This is a genomic window from Streptomyces sp. NBC_01429, from assembly GCF_036231945.1.
Classification (GTDB): domain Bacteria; phylum Actinomycetota; class Actinomycetes; order Streptomycetales; family Streptomycetaceae; genus Streptomyces.
The window spans coordinates 6,843,381-6,861,977 of the sequence record NZ_CP109599.1 but is presented as its reverse complement, the minus strand read 5'-3'; the positions used below and the strand labels follow the sequence as shown (position 1 = coordinate 6,861,977).

Below are 18,597 nucleotides of genomic sequence, written 5' to 3'. Positions count from 1 at the left end.
ATCCGGCCCGTCATCGTTGCCGTATGAGCCTCACGCCCCCGTCCGGCACCCGCCGCCGCAGCCTGCCCCGCACCGTCCCCGTCGCACGCACCGGGAAGCGCGCCGCTCCCGGCTGGCGCATCCGGTTCGCGGCGCTCGCGCTCATCTGGGGCTTCAGCTTTCTGCTGATCAAGGTCGGCACCCACGGCTTCGCCCCGTTCCAGGTCACCTTCGGCCGGCTGTTCTTCGGTACGGCGGTACTGGCCGTCGCGATGGCGGTGAAGCGGGAGCGGTTCCCCCGGCCCCTCCGGGTCTGGGGCCATCTCACCGTCGCCGCGTTCTTCCTCAACGCGCTGCCGTTCTCGCTGTTCGCGTACGCGGAGCTGACGATTCCCTCGACGCTCGCGGGGATCTGCAACGCCACCTCACCGCTGTGGGGGATGGCGCTGTCCGTGGTCGCGCTCTCCGAGGACCGGCCCACCCGCCGCAGGGTGGCCGGGCTCGGTATCGGCTTCCTCGGGGTGCTGACCGTGCTCGGCGCCTGGCAGGGCTTCTCCGGCCTGGACCTCACCGGTACGGCGATGGCACTGCTCGCCTCGCTGTGCTACCCGATCGGCTGGATCTACGTACGCAGGACCCTGGCGGGCAGCAGCAGCTCCCACCTCTCCCTGACCGGCGCCCAACTCCTGCTCGCGACCGTACAACTGGCCGTGGTGACCCCGCTGTTCACCACGTTCCCGGCCTCGTTCCCGGTGGGCCCGCTGCTCGCGGTGGTGGTGCTGGGCGCGTTGGGTACGGGGCTGGCGATCCTGCTCCAGTACGGGATCGTCGCGGAGGTCGGGCCGACGACCGGGCAGATGGTCACGTACTTCATCCCGGTCATCGCCACGGCGGCCGGTGTCACCCTGCTCGGCGAACAGCTCAGCTGGAACACCCCGGTCGGCGCCCTCGTCGTCCTCGCGGGGGCGGCCCTCACCCAGAGCCGCGCGAGGCGGCCCGCCGGGGCGAAGGCGGAGGCCGAGACGAAGGCCGGGGCGGAAGTCGGCGCGGAGGCCGGGGCGGAGGCACCCGCCGTGCCTCGGCCGTAGGTCCCGCGCGGGGGCCCCGTGCCTCAGCCGTGGGTACGGGCCGGGGCCGGGCCGGCCGCCGGGGCGAGCACATCGGCGAGCGGCCCGATGTCGTCGGCCGTCAGCTCCGACACGGTCAGCCGTACGCCCTGCGGCGCGGCCAGCCGGAAGCGCGCCCCGGGCGCGACCGCCCAGCCGGCGCCCAGCAGCCGCGTCACCGCGCCGGTCTCGTCCGACACCGGCACCCAGACGTTCATCCCGCTGCGGCCGTACGCCCGGACGCCCCGGTCCGCGAGCGCGGCGACGAGCGCGTCTCGGCGCTCCCCGTACGACCGCGCCACCGCCGTCACGTCCACCGCGCCGGAGGTCCACAGGTGGAGGACGGCCCGCTGGAGGAGCCTGCTCACCCAGCCGGGGCCGAGCCGCTGGCGTCCCTCGACGCGGTCCACGGTCACGGCGTCGCCGGTCAGTACGGCGAGCCGCAGATCGGGCCCGTACGCCTTGGCGGTGGAGCGCACGAGCGCCCAGCTCTCGGTGACCCCGGCGAGCGGGTGCAGCGGCAGATCCACGATGTGGTGACCGTGGTCGTCCTCGATGAGCAGCACCCCGGGATGGGCGGCGAGGAGGGCGCGCAGCTCGGCGGCGCGGGTCGCGCCGACCGCCGCGCCGGTCGGGTTCTGCGCGCGGTCGGTGACGACCACCGCCCGTACGCCCGCGCGCAGCGCCCGCGCCAGGGCGGCGGGCAGCGGCCCCTCGTCGTCCGTCTCGACCGGTACGGGGCGCAGCCCCAGCGCCGGTACGAGATCGAGCAGGCTCCCCCACCCCGGGTCCTCGACGGCGACCGCGTCGCCGGGCCGCAGATGCGCGGCCAGTACGCGTTCGATCGCGTCCAGCGACCCGGAGGTCACCGCGACGGGCCCGGCGGGCACCCCGTCGGCGTCCAGCCCGGCCCGCGCCAGCCGGGCGAACTCCGCGTCGACGGGGGCCTGTCCGTACAGTCCGGGCCGCTCCGCGTTGTGGCGCGCCGCAGCGGCGAGCGCGTCGTGCAGCGGGGGCAGCAGGGCGGGGTCGGGGTTGCCCTCCGAGATGTCCCGTACGCCGGGGGGTGCCTCGACCCGGATCGAGCCGCGCGCCGTACTGGCGGGCCGCGGCCGGACCCGGCTGCCCCTGCGCCCGGCCGTCTCGATCACCCCGCGCTCGCGCAGGCCGCGGTAGGCGGCGGCGACGGTGTTCGGATTGACCCCCAGTTCCGTCGCCAACTGCCGCATAGGGGGCAGCAGTTGGCCGGGTTGCAGCTCACCGGCCCCGACCGCTCGCTCCACGCTCGCGGAAATCTCCGCGGCACCTCGCCCACTGATCCGATACTCTACTAGCACAAAGAATAGTATGCACTAGTGCAATGGAGAGCGCAAATGCCGGACACCACCACCTACCCCGCCACCTCACGCACCGTCCCCACCCGCGCCCGCGAACGGGCCTCCTACGACCGGGAGCTGGTGCACGGGATCCTCGACACGGCGTACGTCTGCCATCTCGGTTTCGTCCGCGACGGCGCTCCCGTCGTGCTCCCGACGCTCTACGCCAGGGTCGGCGAGCGGCTGTACCTCCACGGCTCCACCGGGTCGCGCCCGCTGCGGATGGCGGGCGGACCGGCCGGCGGGACACGGCGGAGCGACGAGCCCGGGAGCGGGAGCGAGCCGACCGATCCCGGGCTGGCCGTCTGTGTCACCGTGACCCATGTCGACGGTCTGGTGCTGGCGCGCTCCGCCTTCCACCACTCGCTCAACTACCGCTCCGTGGTGGTGCACGGCACCGCTCACCAGGTGACCGAAGCCGAGGAGCGGCGGACCGCCCTGGACGCGCTCGTCGACCAGGTCGTCCCCGGCCGCTCGCGCGACTCGCGCCCGGCCAACGGCCGCGAGCTGGCCGCGACAGCGGTGATCCGGCTCGATCTCGACGAGGTCTCCGCCAAGGTCCGCACCGGCGGCCCCAACGACGACCCCGAGGACCTCGCGCTGCCGCACTGGGCGGGCGTCGTTCCCGTCGCGCACGGCTACGGCACGCCCGTACCGGACGACGGCACCGACCCGGCCGCCCCGCTGCCCGGCTATCTCGCGGCGCTCCCGGAAGCCGGCTGACGCCCGGAAACAGGCCGGTCCCCGGAAGCCGACCGACTCCCGGAAACCGACTGCCCCGCAGGCCGGGGGGCTTCCGGAGACCGGGCGGCCCCCGAACACCGGCCGGCTCAGAGCCTGTCGGGGGTGGGCCCTGTTCGCGCGGGCCCTCAGCCTCCGGCGAGCGGGGCCGGCCCGGCCGTCCGGCGCCGGCCCGCCGCGAGTCCCGCCTCCGCCGCCGCGAGCCCCAGCACCGCCGTGAGCAGCAGCAGCGTGCCGAGGACGGTGGCGGCGGTCAGCCGCTCGCCGAGAAGCCCCACCGCGATCAGCGCGGCGCTCACCGGCTCCAGCAGCATGATCACGGAGACGGTCGCGGCCCGCACCGAGGCCGCTCCCGAGAAGTACAGCGCGTAGGCGAGCGCCGTGGGCACGGCCGCCACGTACACCAGCAGCCACAGCATCCGCCCCGGCTGTGCGGTGTGCGGCAGCACGCCCTCGCCCGCCGCGAGCGGCAGCAGCAGTACGGCGCCGACGGCGAAGGCCCAGGCCGTCGTGGCGATCGGGTCGGCGCCGCCGCCCCCGCGCCCCAGCCACCGGGTGAGCAGGGTGATCGCCGCGTATCCGGCGGCGGACAGCACCGCGAGGGCGACCCCGGCGGGACGTACGGCGGCGCCGTCACCACCGAGCACCAGCACACCGAGCCCGGCCAGGGCCCCGGTCACCGCGAGCAGTCCGCCGGCGCCGAGCCGCTCCCCCATCGTGATCCGGGCGCCGAGCGCGATCAGCACCGGGCCGGCGCCGAGGGTGACCACGGTGCCGACCGCGAGCCCCGTCGCCTCGACGGCGGCGAAGTACGCACTCTGGAAGACGGTGAGGCCGATGCCGGTGCCGAGAATACGGAGCAGCCGCCGGCGGCGCGGCTCCACTGGCACGGGCCCCCGCCCCCGGCGCAGCGCCAGCACCCCGAGCAGCAGGACGAGCCCGCCGAGGCAGCGCCAGAAGGAGAGGGCGAGGGGGCCGAGATCGCTGATCCGGTAGATCAGCGAGGCCGCAGCGCCGGCGGTCCCCCAGGCGACTCCGGCGACGGCGAGGAAGAACAGGCTCCGCCCGACGGGCAGGCCGGAAGCGGGTGTGGCGGTGGGATCTGACACGTGATGTCTCCGTGGAAGAACGGGTGGATGGTCGCTCACTGCGGCACGCGGGCAGCGACGAACCACTCGGTACGGGACGATCGCGTCCCTCCGAGCCCGGTCCTCGTCGGCGGATGGCCGCCCGCGTCAGGCGGCGGGAGGCGGCAGAACAGTCAGATGCATGATCGGCACTCTATTCCGCGCCGCGATCGGCGGACAACCGAGCGGGATCGTCACCGCTCCCGGAAACGGCCGGACCATCGACCGGGCCGACCCGCAACGGCTCACCGCCCCCGGCGCTCCCCGTACCGGCGCTCGCCGTACCGGCACTCCCCGTACCGCCACCGCCCGCCACCGGTCCGGACGCCGCCTTGGGCGTGGACGACTGGGCGATGAACGCGCCGGCCAGCACCACCGCCCCGCCGAGGATCTGCGGCGCCGAGAGGTGCTCGCGCAGCAGCACCCACGCCAGCACGGTCGCGATGACCGCCTCCAGACAGGCGACCACGCCCGCCACCTGCGGGGAGAGCTTGCGTACGGAGATCACCCCGGTCACGTACGCGAGCACGGTGGCGATCAGCACGATCCACCCCAGCAGCAGCCACGCCGCCACTCGCGTCCCGCCCATGTCCGCGCTGCCGCCGAGCAGCGACCAGTCCATGCCCCAGGGGCGGGCGACGACCGTCAGCACGACGGCTCCGACGAGCAGCCCGTACGCGATCACCCCGAGCGGATCGGCCGCGTCCTCCCCCTCGCCGCCCTGGTCGGACAGGACGAAGTAGCCGACCTGGCAGCACGCGGCGCCGAGCGCGAGCGCCACCCCGACCGGGTCGAAGCCGAGCCCGGCCCACACCTCCACCACGCAGGCGAGCCCGCCCACCGCGAGCACGACACCGACGGCGGCGGCGCGGGTGACGGGCCGCCGCTGCACGAAGCGGACCCAGAGCAGGACGAGCGCGGGGGCGAGGTACTCGATGAGCAGCGCGACCCCGACGGGGATACGGGAGATCGCGGCGAAGTAGCAGGCCTGCACGCCCGCGACGGCCAGCAGCCCGAAGCCCACGAGCAGCGCGGGCCTGCGGGTGAGCAGCGCGCGGTGGCGCCAGGCCACCGGCAGCATGACGAGGGCGGCGCCGGTGACCCGTAGCCAGACCACGTGGAGCGGGTCGAGCCCCGCTTCGATCAGCGGCTTGGCCGCGACACCGGAACCGCCGAAAGCGAACGCCGAAGCCAGGGCAAGTCCCGGGCCGACGCTCCTCCCCTGAGACGCGTGCATGGCGACATCATGACAGCTCGCGTCAGGAGTGACATCCTCATGACACCTGTCGAGACGGACAGGGCGGGCAGGCGAGCAGCGCGGCCAGGGACAGCGTGTCCACCCCGGCCTGTTCGAGCACCTCGACCGCCCGGCAGGACGCGTCCGAGGCGAGCGCGGCCAGCAGATCGACGCCGCCGACCCGGGGCGCGCCGCGTCGGCCCGCGCGCTCCAGCGCGCCGGACATGGCGGTCGCCGCGGGCGGCGACCAGCCGGCCACCGCGCGCTTCCTGATGACGGGCAGAGCCCCGGAGTCCTCCACCGTCCCCTGCCAGCGCAGCCCGTATCCGATGCTGCGCTGTACGAGATAGCCGAGGACCCGGGCGAGCTGGGGGCCGTCGAAGACCGCGCGCACTCCGGGGTCGGTTTCGAGCAGGGAGTGCAGCAGGTGCGCCGTGTCGATCTGCGCGTCCGCGTCACGGTGGGCCCTCCTGCGGGCACCGGCGACCGCGGACGCCAGCTCCACGGTGAACCGGGCCTCGGCCTCGGCGCGCGCGAGCGCGTCCTCGGCAGGGTTCGGCGCGGGCTGGTGAGGCACTCGCGGTGGCGGGTTCTGCACTCTCTCACCCCATCAGTCCCGGCTGTCGGAGACATCACCGCCGGGGAGCATCTTCGGGTCCCACGGAGGGTGGGTACGTCTGGACGGGTTCTCCTCCTTACGAATGAGATGACCCGAATGAGATGACCCTGCTTGTTCCCCCGTGTTCCCCCATGCCCCCAGGGAAGGCGCCGCCGCGCGGCCGCGGGCCCGCCGCCGCGTCCCGGAGCGTTCCGGAAGGCGACGACGGGCCCGCGGGAGAGGGATCAGTTCTCGTCGGCGAGGATCAGATAGAGCTTCTTGCGCGATTCGTTGATGACCGCGAGAGCCTTCTCGCGCTGTTCGGGCGTACCGGTCTTCCAGACCTGCCCGAACGCCTCCATCAGCCCGAAACCGGCCTGCCTGATCTCGTTCATCGAGTCCCAGTCGACGCCGCGTCCGGCCTCTTCCCACGGGGCCTCGGGCCCCGATTCGGCCTCCGTGCGCCCGGCGTCGGTGAGCGTGAACAGCTTCTTGCCGCCCTCGCTGCGGCTGACGATCAGCCCCTCGTCCTCCAGCAGCTGGAGGGTCGGATACACCGATCCGGGGCTGGGGCGCCAGGCCCCGCCGCTGCGCTCGCCGATCTCCTGGATCATCTCGTAACCGTGCATCGGCCGGTCCTTCAGCAGCGCCAGGATCGACGCGCGCACGTCTCCGCGCCGCGCCCTCCCCCGGCCTCCGCCACGTCCCCGGCCGCCCCCGCCGAAGGGACCGCCGAACGGCGGTCCGAACGGCCCGAAGGCCCCGCGCCGCCCTTCGAAGTCACCCCGGCCGTGCTGCCCGGGTCCGCAGTGACCGGCACCCGGTCCATGCTCGTGTCCATGTGAACGCATCGCTACGCTCCCTTCAATCGTTGATCTGTCGCGATGCGTCAACGATATATCGGGACTGTTCTTAGAACAACCCCCTGACTGTCCCTGGCGATGCGATCATCTGCCCATGGACGTGAGCACACGGCACAAGATGATCGCCATCCCCGCGGGCCGGGTGACGCTGTCGGACCGGCGGACCCAGCGCAGTTGGCCGGTCGAGGTGGCGCCTCACCAGCTCGCCGCCTTCCCGGTCACGCGGGCGCTGTACGACGAGGTCACCGGAGGGCGTCCGACCGGCACCTCAGACGACCCGGGCGATCCCGGCGTCCCGGGTGACCCGGGCGGTCCGCTGCCCGTCGAGGGCGTCTCCTGGCGGGACGCGGTCTCGTTCTGCAACGCCCTCTCCCTGCGTGACGGCTTCACGCCCGCCTACCACCCGGACGCCGACGGCGAAGCCTTCGAGCGGGACGCCGTGTGGGACACCTCCGCCGACGGATACCGGCTGCCGACCGAGGCGGAGTGGGAACACGCCTGCCGCGCCGGCGCGAGCGGTCCGCGCTACGGTCCGCTCGACGAGATCGCCTGGCACCGGGGCAACTCCGGGGAACGGATCAGAGCCGTGGGCGGCAAACTCCCCAACTCCTGGGGGCTGCACGACATGATCGGCAACGTCTGGGAGTGGTGCTGGGACCTGTACGACGCCGAGGTCTACGGCAGCTACCGGGTGCTGCGCGGCGGCGGCTGGTTCGACGAACGGTGGAGCTGCCGCGCCTCGGTGCGGCGCCGCAGCCACCCGACCTTCCGGGTCGACGACGTGGGGTTCCGCCTCGCGCGTTCCGCCGGAGGCTGAGCCGGCACCCCGTACGGCCGGCCGCTCCCGACGCCGCGCCCGGATGGTTACAGTGCTCCCCATGGGGGCTTCACAGCGGCCGACTTCGGCCTTTCACGCGGACAACGTCAGCACGTCCGACACCGACCGGCTGATCGGCGCGCTGGACTCGCAGGCGGCGAGCGCGGGGGTGCGGCGGCTGCGCGCCTGGGCGCATCACGGCCTGGCGGCCCGGCCCGGCGAGCGCGCGCTCGACATCGGGGCCGGTACCGGGTCGGAGACGCTGACGCTCGCGTCCGCCGTGGCGCCGGACGGGGACGCGCTCGGAGTGGAACCGCATCCCGGGCTGCGGGCCGTCGCGGAGCGGCGGGCGCGGGAGGCAGGCGCCACGGTCCGCTTCGTGGCGGGCGACGCGCTCGCGCTGCCGCTGGACGACGCCGAGGCCGATGTCGTCTGGTGCGAGCGGGTGTTCCAGCATCTCGCGGAGCCGGAGAGGGCGGCGGCGGAGATCGCGCGGGTGCTGCGGCCGGGCGGCCGGGTCGCCCTGCTGGACACCGACTGGGCGACGTCGATCCTTCACCCGGGCGAGCCCGCGGTGGTCGCGGCGCTGACCGGTGGCGCACTCACCGCGGCCGCCAACCCGTACGCGGGACGCAAACTGGCCGGCCAACTGGCGGCGGTGGGGCTGGAGATCGAGGACGTGGGCTCCCAGGCCCTGATCCAGGACCACCGGACACTCGACCGGTCGTTCGTCGGCATGCTCAGCTCGGCGGCGCTGCGGCGCGGACTGATCACCGAGGCGCAGCGGGACCGGCTGGACGCCGACCTCACCGAGGCCGCCGAGCGCGGTGGTGTGCACATGTCCGTGACGATGTTCGGCGTCATCGCCCGCCGTCCGGCCTGACGCTTTACGAGGGCGCGCCCGCCCGGCCCCCGGGAAAAGAGGCCGGGCCCCGGCCGGGACGGCGGCACCGTCCCTTGCGCCGGTCGCCCGGCCGGGGCCCGCGTTCCCCGGGGGCCGGTCCGTACACATCCGCTCCGTGTACGGACCGAACGCCCCCGGGGTGCTCGTGGCTGCCGCGCGGTAACTACGGCTGGGGTTGCGGCTCCTGGGCCGGGGCCGGTTCGTCCTTCCGTACCGCGGCGGCCTGTCCGGTGCCGCCGCGCAGCGGCACTTCCTTGATGAACAGCACCAGCAGGAGGGCCACGAGGGCCAGTGGCGCCGCGTACAGGAAGGTGTCCGCGACACCGTGCCCGTACGCGCTCTCCACGACGGCGCGGACCGGAGCGGGAAGCGCGTCGAGGTCGGGGATGGAGCCGTCGGCCGATCCGGTGCCCGTGATGCCGAGCCCCTTCAGCCCGTCCGCCATGTAGTGCGTGACCCGGGTCCCGAGCATCGCGCCCAGGGCCGCGACACCGGCGGCGCCACCGAGCGAGCGGAAGAAGCTGACCGTCGAACTCGCCGAACCGAGATCCCGCTGGTCCACCTGGTTCTGGGTGGCGAGCACGAGATTCTGCATCATCATGCCGACGCCGAGGCCCACCAGCGCCATGAAGACGGCCGTCCGCCAGTACGGCGTGTCGACGCGGATGGTGCCCAGCAGGCCGAGACCGGCGGTGACGAGCGCGCCCCCGGAGACGAGCCAGATCTTCCACCGGCCGGTCCTGGTGATGATCTGGCCGGAGAACGTGGAGGAGATGGCGAGCCCGCCGATCAGCGGAATGGTCATGAGACCGGCCATGGTCGGCGTCTCGCCGCGCGCCATCTGGAAGTACTGGCTCAGGAAGATGCTGCCCGCGAACATTCCGACACCGACGAAGAGGCTGGCGACGGAGGCGAGTGTGATCGTCTTGTTGCGGAAGAGCCGCAGCGGGATGATCGGCTCGGCGGCCCTGCTCTCCACCAGGACGAAGACCAGACCGAGGAGCAGCGCGCCGCCGGTCATGACGGCGGTCTGCCACGAGGCCCAGTCGAACTTGTTGCCCGCGAAGGTGACCCAGATCAGCAGCAGACTGACGGCGGCGCTCATGAAGAAGGCGCCCGCCCAGTCCACCTTGACATCCCGCCTGACCACGGGCAGCCGCAGCGTGCGCTGCACCACGGCGAAGGCGATGGCCGCGAACGGCACGCCGATGTAGAAGCACCAGCGCCAGCCCAGCCAGCTCGTGTCCACGATGGCGCCGCCCATCAGCGGTCCCGCCACGGTGGCGACGGCGATGGTCGCACCGATGTATCCGCTGTAACGGCCCCGCTCACGCGGCGAGATCATCGCGGCCATGACGATCTGCACCAGGGCGGTCAGCCCACCGGTGCCGATGCCCTGGAGCACCCGGAAGAAGATCAGCGTTCCGACGTTCTGCGACAGCCCCGCACCCAACGAGGCGACAACGAAGATCACCAGTGCGATCTGGACCAGCATCTTCTTGCTGACCAGGTCCGCGAGCTTGCCCCACAGCGGCGTGGAGGCGGTCATCGCGAGCAGCGCCGCGGTCACCACCCACGTGTAGGCGTTCTGACCGGCGTCGAGATCAGAAATGATCTTCGGCAGGGCGTTGGTGACGATCGTGGACGAGATCATCGCCACGAACATGCCGAGCAGCAGCCCGCCGAGCGCCGACACGATCTGCCGGTGCTCCATAGGGACCGCGCCCTCGGCGGGAGCCCGGGTCTCCCCCGCTCCGGCCGGTGGTGAAGTCGTACTCATCGTCGCCCTCTCACTTCATCAGACAATCGCCTGATTGCCCAAGGCAACTTAACATAAACGGAGGAGAGCCTCCGATACAAGGCGACCGCCCTGTGCGTCACTACCGGGAAGTCCCAGGAATACGGCGAAATATCCACTCACCACCCTCCCGTGGCGGCACAAAACGGAGGCCGTACTCCGGGACGTAGCATGGAGCGATGAGTTCTGAGCACGAAGCGTCCGGCGAGGCCGCGGCCGCTCCCTCGCGCACACTGCGGGCCGACGCCGAACGCAACCGCGCCCGGCTGGTCGAGGCGGCGCGGAGCGTCTTCGCGGAGAACGGCATCGAAAGCCCCCTGGAGAACATCGCCGAGCGCGCGGGCGTGGGCATCGCGACGCTCTACCGGCGCTTCCCGACCCGCGAGGAACTCATCGCGGCGACCTACGAGGCCAAGCTGGCCGAGATCGCCGACATCACCGAAGAGGCGTCGCGCGCGCCCGACGCCTGGACCGGCTTCCGCGACTGCATCGAGCACTTCTGCGCGACGCAGGCCGAGAACCAGGGCTTCACCAGCGCCGTCATCATGGCGCTGCCCGTTCCGGCGGAGGTGTCGGTGCACCGGGAGCGGCTGCGCAAGAGCCTCGCCGCGCTCGTCCAGCGGGCCCAGGAGGAGGGGACGCTCCGGGACGACTTCGTCCTGGAGGACATCGCGCTCCTCCTGATGGCAACCGGGGCGATCCTGGGCGTCACCCGGGAGGCCGCGCCCCACGCGTGGCGCCGGCTCCTCGCGTACCAACTGGAGGCGTTCCGCGCACCGGGCGACCCGGCCGATCCCCTCCCGACGGCCCCCACCGCCATGCAGCTGCGCCGGGCCTCGGAGGCGCACCGGGCCCGCGTGCGGCAGACGCACCGGACACCCTCCACGCCCTGAAACACCCGGCGCCGGGCGCCCGGCGCACCGTCCCGGGGGCCCCGGCGTCCAGGCATCCAGGCGTCCCGGGGGCCCGGCGTCCAGGCGTCCCTGCAAAGCCTGAACAGAGGACGCTCTCCGTTTAGCCGTCCCCGTCCGGCCGTTCAGGGGCCGCCGCGCCCGAATTGGCCTTGGCCAGAACGATCGCGCACCTCCTACGCTCACCCCATGCGCATTCGAATCGTGGACGCCTTCGCCGACCGCCCCTTCTCGGGCAACCCCGCCGGGGTCCTCCTGCTGGACTCCACCGGATTCCCGGACACCGACTGGCTCCAGGCGGTCGCCGCCGAGATGAACCTCTCCGAGACGGCCTTCGCCCACCCGCTGCCGCCCGGCGGGAACGCCGACTGGGCGCTGCGCTGGCTCACCCCCACCACCGAGGTCGACATGTGCGGCCACGCCACCCTGGCCACCGCGCACGTCCTGCACACCACCGGCCGTGCGACCGGCGCGCTGCGCTTCGCCACCCGCTCCGGGATCCTGGGCGCGGCCGCGCACGAGGACGGCTCCCTGACCCTCGACTTCCCGACGTCCTCGCTGACGCCGGTCCCGCCGCCAGACGGACTCGCGGCGGCGCTGGGGACCTCGCCCGTCTCGGTGCACGACACGGCGGAGCACATCGGCGATCTGGTGGTCGAAGTGGCCGACGAGCGGACGGTACGCGGGCTGGCGCCCGATTTCGCCGCCCTCGCCGCCTGCTCGCGGCGCGGCGTCATCGCGACCGCCGCCGCCGAGGACCCGTCACGCGGCTACGACTTCGTCTCGCGCTGCTTCTTCCCCCGGGTCGGCATCGACGAGGACCCGGTGACCGGGAGCGCCCACACCGCGCTCGCCCCGTACTGGTCCGCCCGGCTGGGCCGTACGGAACTCACCGGCCTCCAGGGCTCCGCCCGTACCGGACGGGTGCGCACCTCGCTGCGCGGCGACCGTACGCTGCTCACCGGCCGGGCGGTCACGGTCATCGACGGCGAACTCCTCACCGCGTAGCCGAGTCCGCGCGGGACGAGAGTCGCTGGGCACCGGGCACTGGGGACCCCGCGCTACAGGGTGGGCAGCCAGTCCACCTTCCCCGCCAGCAGCGCGTACCCGACGAACGCCCCGATGTCGAGCAGCGCGTGCGCCACCACCAGCGGACCGACCCGGCCCCAGCGCCGGTACAGCAGCACGAACACCACGCCCATCACCATGTTGCCGATGAAGCCGCCGATCCCCTGGTACAGGTGGTACGAGCCGCGCAGCACCGAACTCGCCACCAGCGCGCCCATCGGCGTCCAGCCGAGCTGACCGAGTCTGCGCAGCAGATAGCCGACGACGATCACCTCCTCCAGCACGGAGTTCTGCACCGCCGAGAGGATCAGCACCGGGAATTTCCACCACACGTTTGGCAGCGATTCCGGCTCGACCGTCAGGTTGAACCCCGCCGTCTGCATCACCAGGTAGAACGCGAGCCCCGCGCTGCCGATCCCGGCCGCCACCAGTGTGCCGCGCCCCAGATCCGGCCAGGGCCGCCGGCCGTCGAAGCCGATGTCCCGTACCCCGCTGCCCTCGCGCAGCAGCAGATGCGCGACCAGCGCGACCGGCACCAGGGCCGTGCTGATGTAGAACAGCTGAAGCGCCAGGTCGAGCCAGGGCCGTCCGGGGGCCGCCGAGGAGTTGAGCCTGGCCGCCTGCTCGTTCAGCGCCTGCGGCGCCGTCAGCGAACCGATGAACCTGATCAGTGCCGATACGCCGCTCGCGCCCAGCGAGAGCGCCAGTACGAGCAGTGTCTCGGACCGCAGGGTCCTGTGGGAGATGGCCTCCCGTGGACCGGTACCGTCCACCCGCCCCGCCTCCACCTGCACACCCGCCTCCAGTTGAGTCATTCCCGGTATTGAGTTCCATCACTGCCGCTAGGGTCTCGAATGCGGGTACGAAGATCGCGCGATCCGTTCCGATCTGCTTCGAGGCCCCTTCTTCCCACCCTTCACGAAGCCAAGGAGGGGCGTCACCGTCATGGGACGTCACAGCTTGCCCGACGTGCGGGCGACAGGCGCGGGCAGGGCCCGTTCGCCGCGCCGCCGTCACGTCTCCATCGCCGCCGCGCTCGTACTGGCGGTGACCGCCGGTACGGGAGTGGCGGCGCGCGCCGGTCTGCTCTCGTTCGGCGGCCCCTGCGACGCGGCCCCCGTACGGCTGGACATCGCCGCGTCCCCGGACATCGCGCCCGCGCTCCGTGAGGTCGCCGAGCGCGCCCGGCGGGACCGGGTGACCTCCGACGGCAACTGTCTCGACATCCGGGTGAGCGCGCGGGAGAACTTCAAGGCCGCCACCGCGCTCGCCCGCGGCTCCGCCCCCGATTTCCAGGTGTGGGTGCCGGACTCCGACGTGTGGGTGGACCGCGCGAAGGGCTCAGGGGACGGGATCCCGCTGACCCCGGCGGGCAATGTGGCGTCCTCCCCGGTGGCGCTGGCCGCCGTGCCCCGGTCCGCGCGGACACTCGGCTGGCCCCGCGAGACGTACACCTGGGCCGAGCTGGCGGCGGCGGTGACCGACACCGGCCGGCCCCGCCTCGGCTCGGCCGATCCGGTGCGCAGCGCCACCGGGCTGCTCGCCCTGAGCAGCGTCGCGGAGTCGGCGCAGCAGAAGGGACGGGACGGCGCGGGCGACACCCTCGCAGCCGCCACCGCACAGCTCCTCTCCCAGCGGGTGACCGACTCGGACCCGCGGCTGCTGGACACCCTGGCCCAGGACGACTCCGGTGCGGAGAAGGGCAACCCGCGCCGCAACGAGGCACTGCTGCTCTCCGAACAGGCCGCGTTCGCCCACAACTCCGAGGGCAGCGGCGCCGCCAATCTCCATCTCTTCTATCCGACCGACGGTGCCCCGGTGCTCGACTTTCCGTACAGCCTGGTCGACCAGACCGCGCTGAGCACGGACCAGAGCCGCGCCGCGATGCGCTTCATGGCGCTGCTCGGCGAGGAGCCCTCGTACCGGACCCTGGAGAAGCACGGCTTCCGGGTGACGAACACGCCGGTACGGGGCGATGTGCTGCGCACGGCGGGCGGCCGTTCCCCCCAGCCGTACGACGGCGCGGACGCGCGGCCGCCGTCGGTGGAGACGGTGCAGCGGACGCTCGGGCTGTGGACGGTGACGGTACGCAGCACCCGGCTGACGACCGTGGTCGACGCCTCGGGGTCGATGGCGGCGCCGGTGCCGGGCCGCGACGGGCAGAGCCGGATGGATGTCACCAAGGCGTCGCTGCTGCGGGCCCTCGCCCAGTTCACCGCGGAGGACGAGGTCGGCCTGTGGGAGTTCGCCACGCGGCTCGACGGCAAGAAGGACTACCGCGAGCTGGAGAAGACGGCGCGGCTCGGGGATCCGGTCAAGGGCGGCGGTACCCATCGCGAGCGGCTGTCCGACGCCTTCAGCGCGCTCAAGCCCGTTCCCGACGCCGACACCGGGCTGTACGACACGACCCTGGCCGCGTACAGCAAGGCGCGGGCCACCTATGTGGACGGCAAGTTCAACGCGTTGGTGATCCTCACCGACGGCTCCAACAAGGACGACGACGGCATTTCGCGCGGTGCGCTGATCAAGCGGCTCAAGGCGCTCGCCGACCCCGAGCGCCCGGTGCCGCTGATCGCGGTCGCCGTGGGCCCGGACGCCGACCGCGCGGAGGTCGACAAGATAGCGAAAGCCACCGGCGGGGCGGGGTACGAGGTGAGCGACCCGGCCGACATCCAGTCCGTACTGCTCCGGGCGATCATGCTCTCGGCGGGGTCGACGGTGTCCTGAGCGGTACGGCGCGAGGGCGGCGCTCGGCCCGTACGCTGCCCGGCGCCGCACTCGCCCCGTACCGCCCGGCCGCTCACCTCATCCGCGCTCCTCCGAAACCGTCCCCGGGCTCCCCCGCCGGCCAGGTGTGCACGGGCTCGCCCCGGTGCATCAGCTCGCAGTACCGCCGGGTGGTGGCCGCCAGCGCCGCCTCGCGGTCGAGGCCCGCCTCCAGCGCCCGGTGGAAGGTGTCCACCTGCCACGAGGCGCCGTTCACCCGCCGCTTGCACCGCTCCTCGATGACCCCCAGGTAGAAGTCGCGGTCGGCGGGCTCGACGTTCCACGCGTCGAGCCCGGCCGCGGCCAGCGGCAGCAGTTCGTCCCGTACGAGCTTGACCACCGGCACCGTGGTGATCCCGGCGGCCCGCCCCGGCCGCGGCCAGCGCAGCTCGGCGTCGATGCCGTGGCGGCAGGCCGTGTCGAAGTTGGCGGCGGCCTCGGCGAAGGGCAGCCGGCTCCACACCGGCCGGGCGTCCTCGGCGAGCGCGCGCACCAGACCGTAGTAGAAGGCGACGTTGGCGATCACATCGGTGACCGTGGGGCCCGCCGGCAGCACCCGGTTCTCCACGCGCAGATGGGGCACACCGTCGCTCACCTCGTACACCGGCCGGTTCCAGCGGTAGACGGTGCCGTTGTGCAGCGCCAGCTCCTGGAGGTCGGGTACCCGCCCGCCGTCGAGCACCGCGAGCGGCTCCTCGTCGTCGCAGATCGGCAGCAGGGGCGGGAAGTACCGCAGATTCTCCTCGAACAGGTCGTACGCGGAGTCGATCCAGCGCTCCCCGAACCAGGTCCTGGGCCGCACGCCCTGGGCCTTCAGCTCCGGCGGCCTGGTGTCCGTGGCCTGTTCGAACAGCGGCGGCCTGGACTCCCGCCACAGCTCGTGGCCGAACAGGAAGGGCGCGTTGGCACCGAGTGCCACCTGCACGGATGCCACGCACTGCGCCGCGTTCCACACATCGGCGAAGCGGTCGGGGGTGACCTGGAGATGCAGTTGCACGGAGGTGCAGGCGGCTTCGGGGGTGATCGAGGCCGAGGTACAGGTGAGCCGCTCCACCCCCTCGATGTCGAGAGTGAAATCCTCTCCCCTGGCCGCGACCATCTGCTGGTTGAGGAGTGTGTAGCGGTCCACGTCGGAGAGATTCGCGGAGACCACATCCTGCTGGGTGAGCGTCGGAAGAATTCCGATCATCACGATCCCGGCGTCCACCTCCGTCGCTTTGCGGTGGGCATATCCCAGCCCGGTGCGCAGTTCTTCCGCGAGCTGATCGAGAACCCGGCCGCCCAGCCGGTGCGGCGCCACATTTACTTCCATGTTGAACATTCCGAGTTCGGTCTGGAAATCACCGCTCGCGATGCGCTTCAGCACCTCCGCATTCATCATGCGGGGCATCCCGTCGGAGCCCGCCAGATTCAGCTCGATCTCCAGACCCATCAGATTCTTGGGCCGGTCGAACCGCTCCTCCGCCAGGAGCCGCTCCAGCACCGCCAGGCACTGCTGGAGCTTCCTGCGGTACTTCTGCCGATCGGACAGGCCGGAACCGTCCGCTTCGACCTTCTCCCCCATCGAAGGGTCCCTCCTCCAGTGGGCAGCCCGCGGCACCGGCCGCTCGCGTCACGATCGATAATGCCCACACCGGGTGATCCGTAACGTCTTCCCGCCCCGTCGGCGCACCGCGACCGCTAGTGTTGCCCTGAGGTCGTCCGGCACATTCCTATGGCATGGCGTGGTGCTCTGTTTCCCCTGCCCGGTCGGCCGCGAATAACGCAGACGAGTTTCAGCCGTCCCCGCTGGACGAATCACCCCAGGCCAGACACCCTCTGTTCGGGGTTTATCCACGGAAAGTCAGCGAGAGAAGGACTTAATAGTGCCTTGTCCGCAATATCCGGGACAGCTAGAAGAAACATGACGTGAACACGTGTCGTATAAACTCCGCGTACGAGGCAGAGAGTTGGTGTCCGGCCGCATCCGCGCTGGAGCCCACCTCTGACCCCGCATGCCGACAGCGACGTCCGCAGAAGTCATGCTCCACCTCACGCGTCACCCTGTCTCCTGAGTGAGAGGCAACCCACCATGCCGCTGCAAGTACCCCCGGCCCCGGCGCCCGCCCTGCGCAGCGTTCTCGCGGCACTCAGTTCCCCCACCGCCGTGCGCGATGCCCGCACCCCGGCTCTCCAGTCCGTCCAGGGACCGCTGAGCCCCGAACTCCCGCTTCCCGTCCACGTACTCGACCACGTCACCCCGGCGTCCCGTACGGCCGACCCCGAGGGCCGCGCCCCACGGACCAGGCTGACCGGCTGGCGCTTCCTGATCCGGAGCGGTGAGCGCACCGTGGCCGCCGCCGACACGATGCTCACCGCCGACGGCTGGGCCTTCTCGCGCTTCTTCGAAGGCCCCTACCTCACCGCCACCGAGCGCGCGCTGCGCCAGGCCGACGGCCTGGCGGCCCTGTACCAGCCCCGGCTGTTGTCCGTGCCGGAGCTGTACATGCTCACGCTCTGGCTGCACGGGGACACGGAGGCCGACGCCACCACGGGCTCGCCCGCCCCGGCCGACATCCTGGTGCCCCTCGCGCCCGCCCCACCGGGCATCACGGCGCATCGTCCGCACCGGGTCACCGAGCTGCTGCCGATGATCGGACTGCGGCTCGCCCCGCCGCCGCTGCTCACCACGCCCGCCTGAGGCCCGCCCCGTACGGCGGCCCGGCCGTACGCTCCCGTCCCCGGACCCGCACCATCGCCTCTTGTGCCCCGCAGCCCCTGGCGGCCGCGGGGCACGGTGCCGTTCACCAGGAGTAGGGTGCCGCCCATCCGGACTAGTCAGGTTGGGCCACCCCGAACCATCCGAGAAGTCAACCCAGTTGAACTGAACCGTCCGGCCGGGTGACGCGTCCTTGAGCAGAAGGAAGCGCTGCCGCGAAATCCCTGCGGATCGCCGTCCGTGGGACAACACTAGGACAGGACACGACAGATACGGGGGGCGGCCATGAACCCATCGAGCCGCAGGACTCTCACGACGACCCAGCGAAAGAACCCGCCCATGTGCCAGCACAAACCAGCCTGCCCGACAGCCGACTCCGCCGACCGCGACGCCGCCCGACTGATGGCGCACCACCCGGAGCAGGGCTGGAGTCTGCTGTGCAATGGCGTTCTGCTCTTCGAGGACACCGGTGAGCTGCTGCCGAACGGGAAGATCATCGCCCCGCACCGGCCGCTGCGGACCGAACGAGTGGTGACGGCGGCCTGACGCCGCCGGTACAAGGGGGCCGGCCCGGAGAGTTCCTCCGCACCGGCCCCGACGCATGTCCC

General features: G+C 72.4%; 17 protein-coding genes. 9 read left to right on the top strand and 8 right to left on the bottom strand.

All coding sequences use genetic code 11. The features are described from left to right. Nucleotides 1–23 precede the first annotated feature (23 nt). The gene (locus OG627_RS30300; protein WP_329070493.1) at nucleotides 24–1,067 is read left to right on the top strand and encodes a DMT family transporter; all 1,044 of its coding nucleotides are present in this window, start codon (nucleotides 24–26) and stop codon (nucleotides 1,065–1,067) included. 23 nt (nucleotides 1,068–1,090) lie between these two features. Here OG627_RS30300 and OG627_RS30295 read toward each other — a convergent pair whose 3' ends face one another. After that, on the bottom strand, nucleotides 1,091–2,422 hold the full coding sequence (locus OG627_RS30295; RefSeq protein ID WP_329070491.1) for an aminotransferase class I/II-fold pyridoxal phosphate-dependent enzyme: 1,332 nt from the start codon (nucleotides 2,420–2,422) through the stop codon (nucleotides 1,091–1,093). A gap of 36 nt (nucleotides 2,423–2,458) precedes the next feature. Here OG627_RS30295 and OG627_RS30290 point away from each other — a divergent pair, with 36 nt between their 5' ends. Then, a complete protein-coding gene (locus OG627_RS30290; protein WP_329070489.1) occupies nucleotides 2,459–3,184 on the top strand; it encodes a pyridoxamine 5'-phosphate oxidase family protein in 726 nt (241 codons plus the stop codon). 146 nt (nucleotides 3,185–3,330) lie between these two features. Here the strand turns inward: OG627_RS30290 and OG627_RS30285 are convergent, their stop codons facing one another. The 4 genes from OG627_RS30285 to OG627_RS30270 form a co-directional block, all read right to left on the bottom strand. After that, a complete protein-coding gene (locus tag OG627_RS30285) occupies nucleotides 3,331–4,311 on the bottom strand; it encodes a DMT family transporter (RefSeq protein WP_329070487.1) in 981 nt (326 codons plus the stop codon). Between the two features lie 172 nt (nucleotides 4,312–4,483). Next, on the bottom strand, nucleotides 4,484–5,566 hold the full coding sequence (locus tag OG627_RS30280) for an EamA family transporter (RefSeq protein WP_329070485.1): 1,083 nt from the start codon (nucleotides 5,564–5,566) through the stop codon (nucleotides 4,484–4,486). Nucleotides 5,567–5,603: 37 nt separating this feature from the next. Then, a complete protein-coding gene (locus OG627_RS30275) occupies nucleotides 5,604–6,164 on the bottom strand; it encodes a peptidase (RefSeq protein WP_329070483.1) in 561 nt (186 codons plus the stop codon). A 245-nt stretch (nucleotides 6,165–6,409) separates the two neighbouring features. Beyond that, nucleotides 6,410–7,015 (bottom strand): PadR family transcriptional regulator, encoded by a 606-nt coding sequence (locus OG627_RS30270; RefSeq protein ID WP_329070481.1) that lies wholly within the window; start codon nucleotides 7,013–7,015, stop codon nucleotides 6,410–6,412. Nucleotides 7,016–7,121: 106 nt separating this feature from the next. Between OG627_RS30270 and OG627_RS30265 the strand changes: the two genes are divergently transcribed. Both OG627_RS30265 and OG627_RS30260 read left to right on the top strand, forming a co-directional pair. Then, entirely contained in the window at nucleotides 7,122–7,844 is a 723-nt protein-coding gene (locus OG627_RS30265) for a formylglycine-generating enzyme family protein (RefSeq protein ID WP_329070479.1), read from the top strand. Between the two features lie 61 nt (nucleotides 7,845–7,905). Continuing rightward, complete coding sequence (locus tag OG627_RS30260; RefSeq protein ID WP_329070477.1) at nucleotides 7,906–8,727, top strand: methyltransferase domain-containing protein; 822 nt, start codon at nucleotides 7,906–7,908, stop codon at nucleotides 8,725–8,727. A 184-nt stretch (nucleotides 8,728–8,911) separates the two neighbouring features. On the opposite strand, the gene OG627_RS30255 is transcribed toward OG627_RS30260, so the two are convergent. Then, complete coding sequence (locus OG627_RS30255; RefSeq protein WP_443073566.1) at nucleotides 8,912–10,528, bottom strand: MDR family MFS transporter; 1,617 nt, start codon at nucleotides 10,526–10,528, stop codon at nucleotides 8,912–8,914. A gap of 197 nt (nucleotides 10,529–10,725) precedes the next feature. Here OG627_RS30255 and OG627_RS30250 point away from each other — a divergent pair, with 197 nt between their 5' ends. Together OG627_RS30250 and OG627_RS30245 are read left to right on the top strand one after the other, a co-directional pair. Continuing rightward, nucleotides 10,726–11,439 carry a TetR/AcrR family transcriptional regulator gene (locus OG627_RS30250; protein ID WP_329070475.1) on the top strand — a complete coding sequence of 238 codons (714 nt, stop codon included), beginning with the start codon at nucleotides 10,726–10,728 and terminating at the stop codon, nucleotides 11,437–11,439. Nucleotides 11,440–11,646: 207 nt separating this feature from the next. Next, the gene (locus tag OG627_RS30245) at nucleotides 11,647–12,465 is read left to right on the top strand and encodes a PhzF family phenazine biosynthesis protein (RefSeq protein WP_329070473.1); all 819 of its coding nucleotides are present in this window, start codon (nucleotides 11,647–11,649) and stop codon (nucleotides 12,463–12,465) included. Nucleotides 12,466–12,518: 53 nt separating this feature from the next. Here OG627_RS30245 and OG627_RS30240 read toward each other — a convergent pair whose 3' ends face one another. Beyond that, nucleotides 12,519–13,340 (bottom strand): CPBP family intramembrane glutamic endopeptidase, encoded by an 822-nt coding sequence (locus tag OG627_RS30240; protein ID WP_443073565.1) that lies wholly within the window; start codon nucleotides 13,338–13,340, stop codon nucleotides 12,519–12,521. Nucleotides 13,341–13,470: 130 nt separating this feature from the next. Between OG627_RS30240 and OG627_RS30235 the strand changes: the two genes are divergently transcribed. After that, the gene (locus OG627_RS30235; protein ID WP_329070471.1) at nucleotides 13,471–15,252 is read left to right on the top strand and encodes a substrate-binding domain-containing protein; all 1,782 of its coding nucleotides are present in this window, start codon (nucleotides 13,471–13,473) and stop codon (nucleotides 15,250–15,252) included. Nucleotides 15,253–15,325: 73 nt separating this feature from the next. Here the strand turns inward: OG627_RS30235 and OG627_RS30230 are convergent, their stop codons facing one another. Continuing rightward, nucleotides 15,326–16,855: a glutamate--cysteine ligase gene (locus OG627_RS30230; protein WP_329070468.1), complete on the bottom strand. Its 1,530-nt coding sequence runs from the start codon at nucleotides 16,853–16,855 to the stop codon at nucleotides 15,326–15,328. A 507-nt stretch (nucleotides 16,856–17,362) separates the two neighbouring features. Between OG627_RS30230 and OG627_RS30225 the strand changes: the two genes are divergently transcribed. Both OG627_RS30225 and OG627_RS30220 read left to right on the top strand, forming a co-directional pair. Then, nucleotides 17,363–17,971, top strand: coding sequence for a hypothetical protein (locus OG627_RS30225; protein ID WP_329070467.1), 609 nt, complete (start codon nucleotides 17,363–17,365; stop codon nucleotides 17,969–17,971). A gap of 357 nt (nucleotides 17,972–18,328) precedes the next feature. Next, nucleotides 18,329–18,535, top strand: coding sequence for a DUF5999 family protein (locus OG627_RS30220; RefSeq protein WP_329070465.1), 207 nt, complete (start codon nucleotides 18,329–18,331; stop codon nucleotides 18,533–18,535). Nucleotides 18,536–18,597: the final 62 nt, after the last annotated feature.

Excerpts from the sequence above, each read along its gene's own strand:
- OG627_RS30300 (WP_329070493.1), top strand. The coding sequence starts at position 24 with ATGAGCCTCACGCCCCCGTCCGGCACCCGCCGCCGCAGCCTGCCCCGC.
- OG627_RS30290 (WP_329070489.1), top strand. The coding sequence starts at position 2,459 with ATGCCGGACACCACCACCTACCCCGCCACCTCACGCACCGTCCCCACC.
- OG627_RS30280 (WP_329070485.1), bottom strand. The coding sequence starts at position 5,566 with ATGCACGCGTCTCAGGGGAGGAGCGTCGGCCCGGGACTTGCCCTGGCT.
- OG627_RS30270 (WP_329070481.1), bottom strand. The coding sequence starts at position 7,015 with ATGCGTTCACATGGACACGAGCATGGACCGGGTGCCGGTCACTGCGGA.
- OG627_RS30265 (WP_329070479.1), top strand. The coding sequence starts at position 7,122 with ATGGACGTGAGCACACGGCACAAGATGATCGCCATCCCCGCGGGCCGG.
- OG627_RS30260 (WP_329070477.1), top strand. The coding sequence starts at position 7,906 with ATGGGGGCTTCACAGCGGCCGACTTCGGCCTTTCACGCGGACAACGTC.
- OG627_RS30255 (WP_443073566.1), bottom strand. The coding sequence starts at position 10,528 with ATGAGTACGACTTCACCACCGGCCGGAGCGGGGGAGACCCGGGCTCCC.
- OG627_RS30250 (WP_329070475.1), top strand. The coding sequence starts at position 10,726 with ATGAGTTCTGAGCACGAAGCGTCCGGCGAGGCCGCGGCCGCTCCCTCG.
- OG627_RS30245 (WP_329070473.1), top strand. The coding sequence starts at position 11,647 with ATGCGCATTCGAATCGTGGACGCCTTCGCCGACCGCCCCTTCTCGGGC.
- OG627_RS30240 (WP_443073565.1), bottom strand. The coding sequence starts at position 13,340 with ATGACTCAACTGGAGGCGGGTGTGCAGGTGGAGGCGGGGCGGGTGGAC.
- OG627_RS30235 (WP_329070471.1), top strand. The coding sequence starts at position 13,471 with ATGGGACGTCACAGCTTGCCCGACGTGCGGGCGACAGGCGCGGGCAGG.
- OG627_RS30230 (WP_329070468.1), bottom strand. The coding sequence starts at position 16,855 with ATGGGGGAGAAGGTCGAAGCGGACGGTTCCGGCCTGTCCGATCGGCAG.
- OG627_RS30225 (WP_329070467.1), top strand. The coding sequence starts at position 17,363 with ATGCCGCTGCAAGTACCCCCGGCCCCGGCGCCCGCCCTGCGCAGCGTT.
- OG627_RS30220 (WP_329070465.1), top strand. The coding sequence starts at position 18,329 with ATGTGCCAGCACAAACCAGCCTGCCCGACAGCCGACTCCGCCGACCGC.